Source organism: Shewanella sp. S23-S33 (assembly GCF_043359565.1).
In the GTDB taxonomy this organism is placed as follows: domain Bacteria; phylum Pseudomonadota; class Gammaproteobacteria; order Enterobacterales; family Shewanellaceae; genus Shewanella; species Shewanella oncorhynchi.
Genome location: NZ_JBHFFD010000021.1, coordinates 34,430 through 50,471, shown reverse-complemented (window position 1 = coordinate 50,471; position 16,042 = coordinate 34,430). Strand labels below are relative to the sequence as shown.

Annotated in this window: 10 protein-coding genes; 7 read left to right on the top strand and 3 right to left on the bottom strand. The window is 44.8% G+C overall.

From position 1 onward, the window contains the following. From ACHA99_RS06260 to ACHA99_RS06235, 6 genes are all read left to right on the top strand, one after another. Entirely contained in the window at window positions 1-660 is a 660-nt protein-coding gene (locus ACHA99_RS06260; protein ID WP_028760171.1) for a response regulator transcription factor, read from the top strand. Window positions 661-744: 84 nt separating this feature from the next. Continuing rightward, a complete protein-coding gene (locus tag ACHA99_RS06255; RefSeq protein ID WP_173245233.1) occupies window positions 745-2,142 on the top strand; it encodes an ATP-binding protein in 1,398 nt (465 codons plus the stop codon). Between the two features lie 490 nt (window positions 2,143-2,632). Further along, window positions 2,633-4,261, top strand: a complete 1,629-nt coding sequence (locus tag ACHA99_RS06250; RefSeq protein ID WP_049821716.1) for a glucan biosynthesis protein G — start codon at window positions 2,633-2,635, stop codon at window positions 4,259-4,261. Window positions 4,262-4,284: 23 nt separating this feature from the next. After that, window positions 4,285-6,468, top strand: coding sequence for a glucans biosynthesis glucosyltransferase MdoH (gene mdoH, locus ACHA99_RS06245; RefSeq protein WP_105252289.1), 2,184 nt, complete (start codon window positions 4,285-4,287; stop codon window positions 6,466-6,468). A 324-nt stretch (window positions 6,469-6,792) separates the two neighbouring features. Continuing rightward, window positions 6,793-8,271, top strand: a complete 1,479-nt coding sequence (locus ACHA99_RS06240; protein ID WP_393941837.1) for a murein L,D-transpeptidase — start codon at window positions 6,793-6,795, stop codon at window positions 8,269-8,271. 154 nt (window positions 8,272-8,425) lie between these two features. Next, on the top strand, window positions 8,426-8,974 hold the full coding sequence (locus ACHA99_RS06235) for a DUF882 domain-containing protein (RefSeq protein WP_263176351.1): 549 nt from the start codon (window positions 8,426-8,428) through the stop codon (window positions 8,972-8,974). Here the strand turns inward: ACHA99_RS06235 and ACHA99_RS06230 are convergent. Continuing rightward, window positions 8,925-9,356: a hypothetical protein gene (locus tag ACHA99_RS06230; RefSeq protein WP_106650352.1), complete on the bottom strand. Its 432-nt coding sequence runs from the start codon at window positions 9,354-9,356 to the stop codon at window positions 8,925-8,927. The two genes, ACHA99_RS06235 and ACHA99_RS06230, sit on opposite strands and share 50 nt — an antisense overlap. 303 nt (window positions 9,357-9,659) lie before the next feature. Here ACHA99_RS06230 and rplY point away from each other — a divergent pair, with 303 nt between their 5' ends. Beyond that, window positions 9,660-9,947, top strand: a complete 288-nt coding sequence (gene rplY, locus ACHA99_RS06225) for a 50S ribosomal protein L25 (RefSeq protein ID WP_028760163.1) — start codon at window positions 9,660-9,662, stop codon at window positions 9,945-9,947. Between the two features lie 203 nt (window positions 9,948-10,150). On the opposite strand, the gene ACHA99_RS06220 is transcribed toward rplY, so the two are convergent. Together ACHA99_RS06220 and ACHA99_RS06215 are read right to left on the bottom strand one after the other, a co-directional pair. Further along, window positions 10,151-14,140 carry a translocation/assembly module TamB domain-containing protein gene (locus tag ACHA99_RS06220; protein WP_393941712.1) on the bottom strand — a complete coding sequence of 1,330 codons (3,990 nt, stop codon included), beginning with the start codon at window positions 14,138-14,140 and terminating at the stop codon, window positions 10,151-10,153. Next, window positions 14,137-15,987: an autotransporter assembly complex family protein gene (locus ACHA99_RS06215; protein WP_028760161.1), complete on the bottom strand. Its 1,851-nt coding sequence runs from the start codon at window positions 15,985-15,987 to the stop codon at window positions 14,137-14,139. Before ACHA99_RS06215 ends, ACHA99_RS06220 begins: the two co-directional genes overlap by 4 nt. Window positions 15,988-16,042 lie beyond the last annotated feature (55 nt).

Sequence of the window (16,042 nt, the reverse complement as noted above, 5' to 3'; positions counted from 1 at the left end):
ATGCGTATTATGTTGGTTGAAGACAATGAGTTATTAGCCCAAGGGATTTGCTTGAGTTTGGCAAAGCTGGGTATGCAAGTTGATCACCTTAATAGTTATCAGCAAGCCTTGCTGGGGGTTAAAAATGAAAGCTTCAGTGCCATAGTGCTCGATCTGGGATTGCCTGACGGTAATGGTAAAGAGTTACTTAAAGCTTGGCGCCAGCAGGGAGTGTCAATTCCCACAATAGTTCTGACCGCTAATACGGATTTTGACACTAAGCTCGAATGTTTAGACATGGGCGCCGATGATTATCTCGGTAAACCTTTTGATGTGCGTGAATTAGCCGCGCGCATTCGTGCTATCGTCAGGCGTCAGTATGGGCTCGATCACAACAGTTTGATTATTGGTGCTTTGTGTATCGATTTAAATACCCGTGAAGTGACATTTCGCGATCAAAATGTGCTGCTTTCACGGCGTGAATTTCAATTACTGCTCGAACTCGCTCAGTCGGCAGGGCGTGTATTGACCCGCAGCCAGTTAGAACAGTTAACCTATGGCTGGGATGAAGTCGGCAGTAATTCAATAGAAGTGCATATCCACCATCTGCGCAAAAAACTTGCCAATGAATTAATCAAAACCGTGCGTGGAATTGGCTATACCTTGATTGAAATAAATTAATTTTAAGCGTTAAGTGACAAGCTCCACGTTTGTGGGTACTGATAACGCAGTGATGACTTGAAGCATAGTCGTTAGGAAAAAGAAGTGATTCGATTAAAGGGGCTAGATGTGTATTCACTGCGTTTGGTACTGACATTATTAATTTTGTCAGGTATTTCAGTATCCGTCGCTGTGTCTAGCTGGTTGAGCACTCGGGATTCTAAGCATCAAATCGAAGAACTCTTCGATGCGCAAATGCTCCAAACCGCTAAAATGTTGGAGTTGTTCTATCATACTGAGCCCAATGCAACAGCTCAGGATCTCGTCATACCCCAAGTGCTCCACGTTCCCGATAGCCAGATCAGTTCCTTTGCCGAAAAGGCCGATGCGCTGAAACTGGCCTATGAGCATAAATTGGCGTTTCAAATCTGGAGTGAGGCGGGTGAAGCCTTAGTTTTATCGGATAATATTGGTCATCAACCTATCAGTCGATTCGTACAGGGTTATCATAAGAAAGTGTTCGAAGGAGAACTCTGGCATGTGTTCAGTTTTTTTTCGGTTAAAAATCATGTTTGGATTGTCACAGCTCAACAGGATGAAGTACGCCAAGAGCTCGTATCGCAAATCATGCATAACGCCGTTATTGTGCCTTTAATGGTAGTGCCTTTAACATTAATTATTGTTAGCTTCTTGTTTTATCTCTTGTTTCGCCCATTAAAAACCTTTGAAAGAGAATTAATTGGACGGGCGCCCAACGATTTGACCCCGTTGACTATGTCATTGCCTAAAGAATTAGTCCCTGTTCGGCGCGCATTGAACTTATATATCAATAGTATCGCGCGATTTATCGCCCGTGAGCGTCGTTTTAGCGCCGATGCGGCCCATGAGCTTAAAACGCCATTATCTGTGATTAAATTACATCAACATGGCTTAGAGAGTCTGATTGATGATGATCCGCAGCAGAAATTCCATTTAGCTGCGATAGATGCTGGCGTAGTGCACATGAGTCATACCGTTGAACAATTACTCGTATTAGCAAGGGTGGACTCGATTAATGAGCTTAATGTGTCATCCCACGCCATTTTGCCTATGGTCGAAGATGCGCTTAATCAATTAATGCCACAAATCACAGATTATGAATGGAATATCGATATCGCATCCAATCTAACGGTGACCTGTGATCGTTTTTATTTGCTACTTGTACTGAAGAATATTATCGAAAATGCCTGTAAATACAGTCCACAGGAATCGGAGATTTCAGTGTCGGCCCATGCTTTGGATGATGAAATCTGTATTTGTGTCGCGGATCGAGGCCAAGGCATGACAGAGCCGCAGATTGCCAATGCGACAGAACGTTTTTATCGTGTGAATGAAAATGAAGGCATAGGCGCGGGATTAGGTTTGTCTATCTGCTATCACATCATAGAATTGCACCAAGGTCGTTTAGTGATTGCGCCTAGGGATCAAGGTGGATTATCTGTGACACTTTTTCTGCCAAAATAGTTCAGGCAATGAAATGTTAAAATAGATCCGCAGTTTCAGTGACATCAGCTCAGTTGTTTTGATACATTTAAGCGGGTAAAATTTTGAATTTTCCTGCTGTCTTAGTGTTAATCCTTAGGCTTACCAACGGATTGATTCGCTTATTGTGATATTTCATCTATGATCATCAACACTTAGTTGAGGTGTAAAAAGGCTCATTTTACTTTCAATAATGTAGCATTTGGATCACTTAATTTGTTTTTGTAACTTTGAAAACAGAAATAAGCATGATAATGTTATTTTAATATTCATTTTTGGTATAAGCTTATTCTCAAATAGTATTGTGTAGAAGGGGTTAACTGCATCTTTATTTATGAGTTTTTTTCTCCTTCTGATATCTTTCGCGATATGTAAGCAACTGTTTTTTTTCATCCCTAAATCAGAGTGAAAAAAATTCACTGTATACATAAAAAACATTGATTTCTTAGTTTATTTTTTAGGTTACCTATCTATGGTTAGCTTGTTGCGTTGCCCATCGTCCAAACCTTATTCGTCACTCATATGTTCACTGACGCTAGGCGCTGTAGTCGCCCTGTCTGGTGTCGCGTACGCTGAAGAGACAAAACCCGCCGAGGCAGTTCCTGTGGTTACTCCACCGAAAGTGATTTCTCAGCCCAGTACAAAAAATCAAATCAGATTCACTAAGACAGGCGCTTTTGATAGCGAAACTGTCGTGAAGATTGCAAAACGTTTGGCAGCGAAACCTTATGTGACCCTCAAAGATCCTTTGCCAGCTGGCCTTGCTAAACTGTCATACGATGAGTACAGAGATATTCGTTTTAACCCGACTGCGTCTATTTGGCGTGATCAGGGCGTGCCATTTCAAATGCAAATGTTCCACCGTGGTTTCTATTTTCAAGATCTGATCGAGATTGCGATTGTAGAAGGTCAGAATGCAACGCACTTAGCCTATGAGCCTAAATATTTCACCGCGGGTGAAGTGATTACTCAAGCGCTGCCGAATGACGACATTGGCTACTCAGGATTTCGTATTCATAACCAATTGAATACGAATGGTGTATTTGACGAGCTTATGGTATTCCAAGGTGCGAGTTATTTCCGCGCTTTAGGTAAAGGTAACGCCTATGGCTTATCTTCCCGTGGTTTGGCGTTAAAAACGGCTGACGCTGAAGGGGAAGAATTCCCGATATTTCGCGCCTTCTGGGTTGAGCGTCCACACAATGACAGCAACTTGATTGTTGTGCATGCCTTGCTAGATAGCCCAAGCGTAGCAGGTGCTTATACTTTTTCTGTCCGTCCCGGTGATAACACCTTGATTGATGTAGAAGCGACACTGTTTCCTCGAGTTGAGCTGAGCAAAGTTGGTTTAGCACCCAGCACTAGCATGTTCTTACATTCACTCAATGGTCGTCACGACACCGATGATTTTAGACCTGAAGTACATGATTCTGATGGTTTATTGATGTTAAATGGTCGTGGTGAGCATTTATGGCGCCCATTGGCTAATCCACGTCAGTTACAAGTCAGTGCGTTTTCTGACAACTCGCCTCAGGGATTTGGTCTGATCCAACGTGAGCGTGACTATGCGTCATATCAAGATTTAGAAGCCCATTACGAACGTCGCCCAAGCCTATGGATTGAGCCTGTGGGTAATTGGGGGCAAGGTTCAGTGGTGTTGACTGAAATTCCGACAGAGTCTGAAATTCATGACAACATTGTTAGTTATTGGAAACCACGTCAGCCTATTCCTGCTGGCGGTGAATTTCATTTTGCCTATCGCATGAGTTGGGGTGAAGAACCTGCTGCGAAAGTCGGTGCCGTACATATTTCTCGCTCTGCCAGTGGTCGTGCCGATATTGCTAAGGCGACTCCAAGACGTTTATTTGTGGTCGACTATCAAGTTGAAGGTCCGATGACAGATGAAATGCCAGTCGCTAAAGTTGAAGCTTCTGGTGGTGTGGTCACGAACGTGGTGATTGCCCGTAATGCCGCTAAAAATGGCTATCGCTTAGCTTTTGAATTAGAGCCAGAAGATAAAGATCTTATCGAACTGCGCGCTGAACTTAAGTTCCCAACTCCTCGTCAGGTTGAAACCTGGCTCTATCGCTGGACGCTTTAAGGTTCATGACGGAGCAACATGATATGACTGTATCCGATAACTCGGTACTCGAGACGGAAGTCCTCGTGGGTGGTAGTGCTATGCCAAATGAACGGCCTGGCGCTATGGAACCCCAAAATTTAAGTAAGATGCCAGAGGGATTCCCTCGCCGTAGCACTGTGGCTGATGGGGTACGCTCGCGTACCTACCGTCGTGTGTTTGTGGTGGGTGGGGCTTTATTATTATCTTTGTTTGCTATCTATGAAATGGGGGCGGTATTTAGCATTGGCGGAATTACTCCTCTGGAATATTTAGTGCTAGTGCTGTTTGCGGTTAACTTCTGCTGGATTGCTTTGGCGTTTTGTAGCGGTATTGCAGGTTTTTTAATTTTACTGCGAAAACCGCGGGCAAAAGATTTGCAAGTGACTGAACTGCATACGCGAACCGCGATTTTGATGCCGACCTATAACGAATCTCCTGATAGGGTATTCTCGGCGGTTTCAGTAATGGCTGAAACCTTGTCGCAAACGGGTCATGGTCATGCTTTTGATTGGTTTATCTTAAGTGATACTACCGATCCCGATATTGCTTTGCTCGAAGAGCAGGCGTTTCTGGTGTTACGTCAAGAAACCCATAAGCATTCGCGGGTGTATTACCGTCGCCGTCGTAAAAACGTCGCCCGTAAAGCGGGTAACGTAGCCGATTTTTGCCGTCGTTGGGGGTCGCGCTATGATCACTTGTTAGTGCTTGATGCCGACAGTTTGATGGAGTCTTCAACCATCACTGGCTTAGCTCAGCGCATGCAGGCCGATCCTGATGCGGGTTTGATCCAAACGATTCCGTCGTTGATCAATGGCACCACTTTAATGGCCCGTTTACAGCAATTTGCGGCGCGTATTTATGGTCCGGTAATTGGTACCGGGTTAGGCTGGTGGGTACAAAAAGAAGGTAACTTCTGGGGCCACAACGCCATTATCCGCACCGAAGCCTTTATGACCGCAGCGGGATTACCCAACCTTAAGGGTAAGCCACCTTTTGGTGGTCATATCATGAGCCATGACTTTGTTGAAGCTGCGCTGATCCGCCGTGCGGGCTGGAGTGTGGTTATTGCCTATGATTTACCGGGTTCATACGAAGAATGTCCACCGTCGATTATCGACTTAGCCGTGCGTGATCGTCGCTGGTGCCAAGGTAACTTGCAGCATTCGCGTATTTTGCCGACTAAAGGTTTGCACTGGGTAAGCCGTTTACATTTACTGACGGGTATCATGGCTTATTTGTCATCTCCTTTCTGGTTGATGTTGATTTTGACTGGTTTGATGTTAGCCCTGCAGGCACACTTTATTCGACCTGAATATTTCACCGATCAATTTTCACTGTTCCCGACTTGGCCCATCATGGACTCGGATAGGGCATTAAGATTGTTCTACATTACTATGGGGGTTTTGTTTGGCCCTAAAGTATTCGGTGTCTTGTTGCTGCTTAAAGACGGTGAGTTTGCTCGCAGTGTTGGTGGTCGAATTAAAGCGATATTCAGTGTGATCTTTGAGGTTATACTTTCAGCGCTGATTGCACCTATCATGATGTTTATCCATTGTGGTGCTGTGATGTCAATTCTGATGGGGCGTGACAGTGGTTGGTCGCCGCAACGTCGTGATGACGGCAGTATGCCTTGGATGACGTTAATCTATCGTCACCGCTGGCATATGCTGGCAGGTGTGATGTTAGGTTATGCGGCTATTTTGGATTCTTTGACTTTGTTAGCTTGGATGAGTCCGGCGTTGATCGGTCTGTGGATTGCTGTGCCTATTTCGGCATGGACAGGTTCAGTTAAAATTGGCGAAGTGTTCAAGCGTGCTGGTATTCTTGCAACACCAGAAGAACGTAACCCTGCGCAAATTTGTCTGCAAGCGCAAGAAGCGCGCGCCGCTTACCAAAGACACATTGCTGAGCCTTGGACGTTAGCACAGGTACTTAAAGACCCTGCGTTGATGGAATTGCATTTAGCCATGGTGGATAAACAGCCTTTGCGTGCTGCGGGTACACCAATTGAAGCGATGGAAGCCATAGTGCATGTGAAGGTGCATGAAGCTCGTTGTCAACAGAGCGCATTAGCTTTACTCAATCGTCAAGAAATGGCGATGGTGTTGGCAAATCCTTTGATGTTACGTAGCCTACAGAAATTACCAGAGCAATTTGTCGAAGAAGATCTCGTGTCTTTTTGCTAACGAGCACTTGCTCAGCATATTTATGCGAGTTTGTTTGATATCAATGCCACTGACGACCTCAGTGGCATTTTTCTTTTCATTATCTGGAGTTAACCCCTAGTAATTAATTGATCTCCATGGAATAGTCATATAACAGTGTTGTTGACTGATATAACCGCTGGCTCTCAGGTGACCTTAAAAATAGCTAAGGGAGTATTTATGATATTGAAAAAGATCATTCGTTATTTGCCCCCATCCATGCGTGTAACGCTAAACGTGAGAGAACTCAAATTGATAGAGCAGGAGTTCAACATCGCGAACTTGAAAGCACAGCAGATTAACCCGATGCCGACCATGCGTAATCTCGCGCAACTATTATTCAGCCTTTTTTTCTGTATTCCAGTGATGTTAGTGCTAAAGGTAAGTGCAGCTGATGGCGCTCAATCCCTAACATCAAATTCGAGTATTGCTGCGCAGCCAAATCTTGAGGGTAACGCTGAAGATCTTACTGCTGTGCTGCCGCTTGCGGCCTTAGTGCCACAGGTGTTGCTATTGGATCTCGCCGGCGTTAATCCAGTATTTGGCCAGCATTATCGTGACTTAACACTTTCTCCTAATACCTCATCTACTGCTGATTTAGTACGAATCCAAGCTGATGTTACCGGTTACTGGCATTATGTGATGACATCCGCTGAATGTAACAACGCTGGAGCTCCAGGGACTGTTTCATCCGTTATTCCAGTGGATCCCCAATATCAAAGGGTGCTTAAGCAAATCGCCCATTTAGTGCAATTGGACACAATTGAACCATGGGAAACTTTAGTGCTAGATGAAAAGTTAACCTTAGGAATGAGTCATCAGATCGTTGATACCATAGCAAAGCGTATGTGGATATTGGGAGACTTAGCCACTGAGCCTAGAGTGAATCAAGTTTATACCGAAGAACTTATGATTGGCATTAAGCGCTTTCAGCAAAAGCATGGGCTAAAACAGGACGGGGTGATAGGTAAGCAGACCTTATTTTGGGTGAACCAATCGCCAAGGGCGAGGGCGGTACTATTAGCTAAAAACACTATTCGACAAAGAGTGTTTGAACGTAAATTAGAGCCGAGTTATTTGCTGATTAATGTGCCCGCTTTTGAGATGACGTTGGTCGATAATGGTACGCCAGTGTTAAGTTCCAAGGTCATTGTGGGTAAATCTTCTCGGCAAACACCGATTTTGGACAGTCAGATTTCTAGCGTGGTGCTTAACCCTAGTTGGCGAGTGCCTAGCAGCATTTTACGGCGGGACATTCTGCCGCAAATTCAGCGAAATGGTCATTATCTTAATGAACGTCAATTTGATGTGTACGATTATAACGGTCAACGGGTACAACGCATGCCAGAGGAATGGCAGGCCTTAGCCAGCGCTTCGTTTCCCTATCAGCTTGTACAACGCCCTGGGGCGAAGAATGCATTAGGTAAATATAAGTTTCACTTTGATAACAGTTTCAGTGTCTATTTACATGGAACTTCTGAGCCAAGTCTCTTTAAAAAGGACGATAGGGCACTATCATCTGGGTGTATTCGTATTGAAAAAGCCACTGAATTAGCCCAGTGGTTTAAAGAGCATTTAGTAAAAGACAAACGTTTATGGGACAAGTTAGCCCCTGGTATTACTGAACCTCAGTGGTTTTCACTTTCCGAAAAGTTGCCCGTGCATCTGGTTTACTGGACTGCATGGTTAGACGATAGTGGGCAGGAGCAATACCGTCGCGACATTTATGATTTGGAACCTGAGCTGACGAATGCTGTGCCTGCCACGGTTTTGGAACAACATTAACGTTTTTGTGCTGTAAAGTTGAGCAAGATAAGCATCTGAACTCGCTTGGCATTTTGAAATCCTACTCAGAATGGGGTTGGCAAAACTTGATCTTAGGGCTTATTCAGTATAATTTGCCTTACTAGTGACCAAAAAGCATACAAAAGGTGATCATGTGACTTTAATATGTCCTGCCCGTAGGCAGTTATTGTTAGGCCTTAGTGGTGTGGCATTATGTTCCTTCATTCCCTCAAAAGCGGTTGCCAGCCGTTCAACCAAAGGGATCCGCGAGTTAAGTTTGTTTAATCGTCATACTGGCGAGCGTGATGACGGTAGTTATTGGGTAGATGGTCATTATCAGAGCAAGGTGTTAGACAATTTTAATCATTTGCTGCGGGATCATCGTCAGAATGTGGCAGCGCCTATGGATAAGCGCTTATTTGATTTACTCCACTCGCTCAAAACAACCTTGAATACCAACGATGAAATCCATGTGATTTCCGGTTACCGTTCACCAAAAACCAATGCCATGCTCGTGAGCCACAGTGGCGGAGTTGCTAAGAAGAGTTATCACATGCGCGGCATGGCGATGGACATAGCGATCCCTAGCATTAAACTAAAAACCCTCAGAGAAGCGGCTTTATCCCTGAAACTCGGTGGCGTGGGTTATTATCCTAATTCTGGCTTTGTGCACGTCGATTGTGGTCCGGTAAGGCACTGGTAGCAATGATTTGTTGTTGGATCTGCTGATAAAAATCTTGTTCCAAGGCTTGCGATTCGATCAAGTAATGTCTGAGCAGCGGGATAAATTGTTGATTGAGTTTGTTCATTTCTCTATGTTGTTGCCAATCACAGATCAATAGGCTGAGACGTTGTGAAAATTGATATTGTCTTTGCCTCTGCGACTCAATATCGACAGACTCAATAATTTGCATAAGTAAGATCAAGCTGCGGTTTTTTTGTTGGGTGCAGGCAAGCAATTCTAAGAATTTTAATTCGAGGGTATTTTGCTGATAAGGAACGGTTTCGATAAGAGAGACGAGTTCACGGGCCAGTTGGCATGAAAGTCTATTTTCTTGTTGTAACTGGTATAGCGCATGACGCATTTTTTGACACAGCAGTTATCGAAATTTGCCCGAGCTTAACAGGCTTCTCAATTTCCCAGTGTGATCTAGATCTCGTGTTTTTTGTTTGAGATCAAAGCCTTTTCTCTGCCGTAACAGCCAAGATACAAGTTCCTCAATTTGATAAATAGCGGTCTGTTTTGCTAACGCTGACGCCGATAAATAGAGGGCTTGCGGTATTCTTGTGCGCCTTGGGTATCTATGTTAGTATTCGCGCGCTTTATATGAGCCGTCATTGGTCGAAAATGCCGGCAACTTTTTACTCTAAATTTAAGTGAGAAACACATGTCTTACACTATCCAAGCACAAACCCGCACTGAAATAGGGAAAGGTTCGAGCCGCCGCCTACGCCATGCTGGTAAAGTACCTGCTGTTATTTATGGCCAAGGCAAAGAGCCAGTTTCTATTGTTTTTGATCACAAAGATATCATTAACATTCAAGCTAATGCTGACTTCTACACTTCTACTCTGACTATCGTTGTTGATGGTAAAGAAGTGGGTGTTCGTGCACAAGCTATGCAACGCCACGTGTTCAAGCCAATCATTGAACATGTTGACTTCGTTTACGCTTAATTGTCGTAACTGAAGCAAAAAGCGCCTAAGGGCGCTTTTTTTGTGGCTGATTTTTAGTTGTTTGTATTTATAGGTAGACACTTAGGCTTTACCCAAACAACCTCAACATACTGTAACGCGTATTTTGAGGTTGTTTGGCTAGAGTAATTGGATGCTAATTTTGTAGTATCAATATTTTGGTATTCATATTGGTATTCATATGGTTATTTGATATTGAAGTTGTAATAGATATCAAGTGATTGGCCTAAAGTGCCTGACACGGTTTCTAGATAGAGTTGTGAGAGCAAGTAATACCTGACTGTCATTTCGTAACCAGGGTTAAATACACCTACTCCGTATTTCACCATTAAGTTATCGCCGATAAAGCCACTGATCGCCACACGCCCTTCATCATTAGTGTCGAGTTGCACGTTAGAGAAACCAAATTCTTCAATGAGTCCTGTCGCAGTATTCCCTAGGTTGTTAATTGCGCCACCGCCCACCTGTGAGCCTAAACCGAGTGCCGCGCCCATCATCAGCGAGTTATTTTGCTCATTGTTGGCGCTGTTAAAGCCACTGCCTTTGATAATGTAAGACAAGATTTCGGCCTGCTCTTTGGCGGGATTGGAGAATAAGGTCACCACTGGGCGTGATGGCGTGCCTGTGACGCGTACACCTGCCACTAAGTCTTCAGTCTTAATTTCCCGTATCGCTTCAATATTCAGGTTTGGTAATGACGTTGGCCCCACAAATTGCACTTCACCAGTACGGATTTTTAGGGTTTGGCCCATAAACTTGTAGCTACCTTGATTGACTTTGATATTACCGAAGAGCAAAGGAGGACGGAAAGCTTGCTGCTGTAGCTTTAAGGTCCCTTGGAGTTTACCTTTGAGACCCATACCATCAATTCTGAGTTCGTTCCCCACACTGATATTCAGATCTGCAACGATGGCGTAGGGGCTAGTTTTAGGCTGAGTGGCGGCAATGGAATCGTCAAATACCACGTCTTCGGAGGCTGCGACACCGCCTTCCGCTAATGGCACAATTTTAATGTTGCCAGAAGGCACCGCTATTTTTCCTTTTACTGCTAGTTGCTTACTGTTGAAGGTTAAGTTGATCTCGGGGGAGACATCGAGAATAGCCAGTGGTGGTTGGATCACGGCGAGCTTATCGCCTTCGAGGGCTAACTCGCCACTAAATTGACCTTGGGGCCATTGCAGTTGACCATTCACTCTGCCTAAACCATTGCCCATCATCCAGCGTCCCTTAAGCTGCGCTTGTTGACCCGCAAATGACATCGACATGTCAATTTTGTCGATTAATGTTGGGTTTGCTGTTAGGGCTAAGGCGCCCTCAGTTAAGGCCATGCTCCCCGATACTTCGGGCGCATCTAGACTACCCGCAAAGTTAAGTTGACTCGTCAGCAAACCTTGCACTGTATTTAATTGAGGAAAAAACTCTCCAAGTGGCTGCAAGTTGATTTGCTTGATATTGGCATAACCTGACAGGGTGCGATCGGGTGTGACATTGACGTTAATCTCACTCTGCCAACTGGCCACGCCTTCTGATTCAAAATCTAAAACCGTCGCCAGCCGTTTTGCATCTAAGGTCGCTTTTAATGACAGGTTTTGGTAATTAATGGTGACTTCACGATTTTTATCCCGTTTTAGCATAATGCTGCCGGGGGCAAAATCAAAGTTCACATCGGCAGTAGGCTTACGGCCAGCAGCCCATGCAACATTGGCTAATAGCGATGCAGGGCCGTTCCAACGCATATTCGTTGGTAATATTGGGACAAGTAATTGCCCTGGATTACCTGAGTAGCTCACCTGTGCGCTGCCTTTTTTACCTATTGGTGTATTACTGTTTAGGCAGATACGGCTATTGGGATTCATGAGGCAAAAGGGCGTAATGCTGCCTTGATTCTTGATTTGGTCCCAAGCCAGATTAATGGTGTTATCGAGCTGCCATAGGCCTACGGGCGTGTTGAGATTTAAACGATCAACATCGAGCTGTAGCCGTGACTTCTTCACATCGTATTGGCTGCTCATCGTTGCATCGAGCCCAAGATCGCCCGTGGCGTTGAGAGTGAGTTTTTGAGCGTTAATGGTACCTTTCGCCCCGAGTGTCACTGTATCTAAATTTTGTTCTGCAATCTGTAAGGTTTTTGATTTTAGCGAGATAGCAAATTCATGTTGATCTAGCGGCTTGTAATAGGCCTTTAAATTAGATTCCTGCAGTTTAATGTTTTGATAGTAAAGTTCTGCCAGCTGCGCTGTAAGCTCGACCTGGGGGTGTTTCTCGTCACCAGTGACATTGATCTGCGCTTGTAGTTGGCCGCTGGCCTTAGGTAACCATAGGCCAAAGTCGGGCACTTGTAATTCACCTTGGAGATCCCAATTGGCATTGGCTTCGCCTTTGAGTGCCAGAGTTGAACCTAGTACTTTGGCGTTCAGCCCTTTAGCACTGACATACAGGGAGTCATTCACACTGATATCCCCTGTAATGTCGAAGGGATAACCTTGCAAAGTGCCAGTGAGCTCAGTATCGCTAAGGGATACTTGCCAACGGGGGTCTGCAAATGAGCCTTTAGTGCGTAATTTTCCTGAAATCAAACTGTCCGGTAAACCCGTTGTACTTTGCGCTGTATCCGTTTGTGGCAGCTGTATTTCTTGTAATTTGACGTCATTGATCCAGAGATTAGCGTTCCAGCTAATGGTTTTTTGATAATCGAGTTCGCCCGTGAGTTTGACCTTACCAATCGCGCCCATTACATCAAGATTATTGATGGTTAACTTAGCATCTTGATGTTGGATGTCAGTGTCTATGTCGAGCACTTTGTGAAAGGGTGTGATCAGTTGGCCAGTAAGACTCGCCTCTTGCCGATTGAGGTCGCCTTGGCTATCGAGTGTGGCATCGCTTACCGAGTATTCAGGGTTCTTCAGTGGCCACTGAAGCTTTGTTTGTTCAAGTTTCACCTTGTAGGGCAGGTTAGGGTCTTGCAGTGTTATTTGGCCATCTAGAGCAAAGTCGGCATCGCCCTTGGCGACGGCATTCACCTGAAGTTGCCCTAAACTTTGGCTCAGCTTTAACGTTAATACTTGATGAGTGAGATCTGGCAATTCGACTAGTTGGTTAAGGGTGAGATTTGCCTCTAAATCGAGTGGATAATCTTTATCAAGTGTTAGGCTGCCTGTGATATCGGCGCTGCCATCGGTGTGGCTAATGGCGAGATGGTCTAAGGTCAATTGGTATTCACGGAAACGGCCTTGTAGTTCTGCATGGCTAAAAACATCTTTACGATCGCCGATTTGCAGTGTGGTGTTGTCTAACGTTAGGGCATTGACTGTCACAGGGAAAGGCATAAATACTTGTGGCAATTGTGCTAAAGCCCATTCAGCCTCTTTTGTTAGCGACGGACTGGCCGATGGTGTCTGTGTAGTATTCTTAGCAGTGCTGGGATTTGCTGCATTCGTTACCGCTGCCGTGCTGGCTTGCGTTGCTACATCGGTTGATGCAGGGATCAGTATGAATAATCCTTCGCTGGATAGCTGTTTAACCGACAAGCCTTCGGTAAACCATTGTGCTTCTGCGTTAAGACGATTAGCGGTAAATTGCATATCATCCACTTGGATATTAACGCCATTGAGTTCAGCAGAATCTAAAACAATATCAAAGGGTAATAGGAGCTCGCTGGGTTCTTCATCAAGTGGCGCGACTGGTGCTTCGTTTGAGTCTGCAGAAAGCGCTAGGGTATCAATAGTGACATCGACTTTAGCTGCAGATAAGCTATTCATGCATAAGCGTTTTTGTAGCAAACAGGCGGGTTGCCACAGTAAATGCAGATCCTCAAGTTGCACGTTTATTCCGGCCATAGACCAAGCCGCGTGTGATAGGGCTAAGTCTTTGTTAATGGAACCAGAGGTATAAGTCAGTTCAAGATCGGGTACAAATTGATCGGCTAAACCCACGGTAATGCGCGAGCCAAATTCAGTGCCGAGTAATAGGGCGATTAACACTAAAAGCCCTAATGGCACATAGATAATAATCCGAGTCCAGAGTTTGAACTGCCGCCACAGTCTTTGAATGAATGACACCGATGGGGTGACAGAGGTCACTATGGTTTCAGTGGCCTCGGCTTCATTGACTTCAGTGATGGGATTATCAACGATATCTTGTTCGCTTGGCTTATTATGCTCTGGGGGCTGGCTCATAGATCTGTCCCCATGGTTAGGTGAATTCGCCATGATCTTTCAATGGTCTCAGTTTCTTTCAATCCGACCCCTAAATCTAATTTGATTGGACCAATCGGGGAGATCCAATGGATACCGCCACCGACAGATACGACAGGTTCAAATTGATTATTATCGAAGGCGTTACCCGCATCGATAAATGTGCCGACCCGCCAAGTGGGGGTCACATAATATTGATATTCCAAACTACCAACCATTAAATAGCGGCCACCGATAACCTCGCGATTGGTTTTTCCATCGTCAGCAACATAGTCTAAATAGGGGCCGAGTTCTTGATAACCATAGCCGCGCACACTCTGATCGCCACCGGCAAAATAGCGTAGTGATGGTGGGATAGAGGCAAGATCATTCTCGTTAGCTAAGTTGGCAGCTAAATCAATACGAGCGACGATTCTGTGGTTATCGAAGAAGGTATCAATCCATTTAAATTTAGCTTGCAAGCGGGCTAGGCGGGTTTCTGATCCTAAATAGGGATCGGCATAGTCTAGGCTGTAAATTTGTCTAAACCCGGATTTAGGATCCAGTGAGTTATCCCCCCGGCTAGTCCGAGAAAAGTTAATTCCTGCCAGATAAAACGACGGCATATAATCGACGTCAGACTGAGTATATTCTTCGCGTATGGCCTCTAACGAATAACTCATCAGCCATTGATTTTCTAGTCTTTGCTGACGTAATAGTCCCAGAAGGTACTTAGTCGACTCGAGCTGGCCTGTGTTACTAAAATCACGATTCTCGGCGTCATATACTTGAGTCACACCGTATTTGTCCCGCAGCAAACCGAGGCGGATCTTCAATTGATCGTCTAAGGGATGTGTGAGCGGAATTGTATAAGTGGTTAATAACTTTGGTCTATCGGGCGACCATTCGAGACTGGTTTCTTGGGAATGCCCGTATTTATTGATTTGTGGTGTACGCCAAGTCACACGCACCCTCGGATCAAAGGCTTGATCTGTTTTGCCAATATCACCACCAAAACCGAGTTCAATTGCGTGACTTGCCTTAGGCGTTAATTCGACTCGCATTGGAATATGGTTATCTTCGACGTTATCGATTTGCGGGATCACTTTGATATTGGCGAAATAACCAGTATCTAATAACTGACGATTCAAGGCGCTTACACGGCGAGTTGAGTATGAAGCACCTTCTTTAAAGGGGATAAGATCCTCTAATATATCGGGTTCTAAGTTATGGCCATCGAAACTGACTTGGCCAAATCGGTAACGTTTACCTGAATCAAAATGCAAACTTACCTGTGCGGTATTAATATCGCGGTTAACTTTAATTTGTGATTCAGTAAACTCGCCATCGAAGTAACCTCGTGCCAAGGCTAAGGTGACGAGTTGCGATTTTACGTCGCTGTAAACACCGTGATTTAACACATCGCCAGGTTTAATGTTGACCTTTGCGAGCCATTGATCGAAGGCTCGGTCATCAAGCATTTCACCACTAAAATTAATATCAACCCACTGAACAATGGTTGGCTCGCCGGGGCTGATTTCAAGTTTTAATTCCCACGGTCCCTTGTCATGCTCAATCAGCTTTTCTTCTACTTCACCGTGATAGTAACCCATGGATTCTAAGGCAGTGCTGATATTGTCATCGACATTAAACAAAAAGGCACGGCGCTGCACCTCAGATTCAGGTAAAGCGCCTAAGTGAGCAACTATGTTGCTTCGCAGCGCTTCATTTACGCCTGTAACAGATAATTTGATAAAATCATCTGCTGCCGCGACTGATGTGACTGAAATCAGACTCAGAAACAAGCAAAGACGAATGTAATGTGAGGTGATTTGCAAAAATGGCTGCACTTTATAGTCCCTGTGATTTGGCATCATTGTCGCCAGAATAAAACCAACAGGCAAG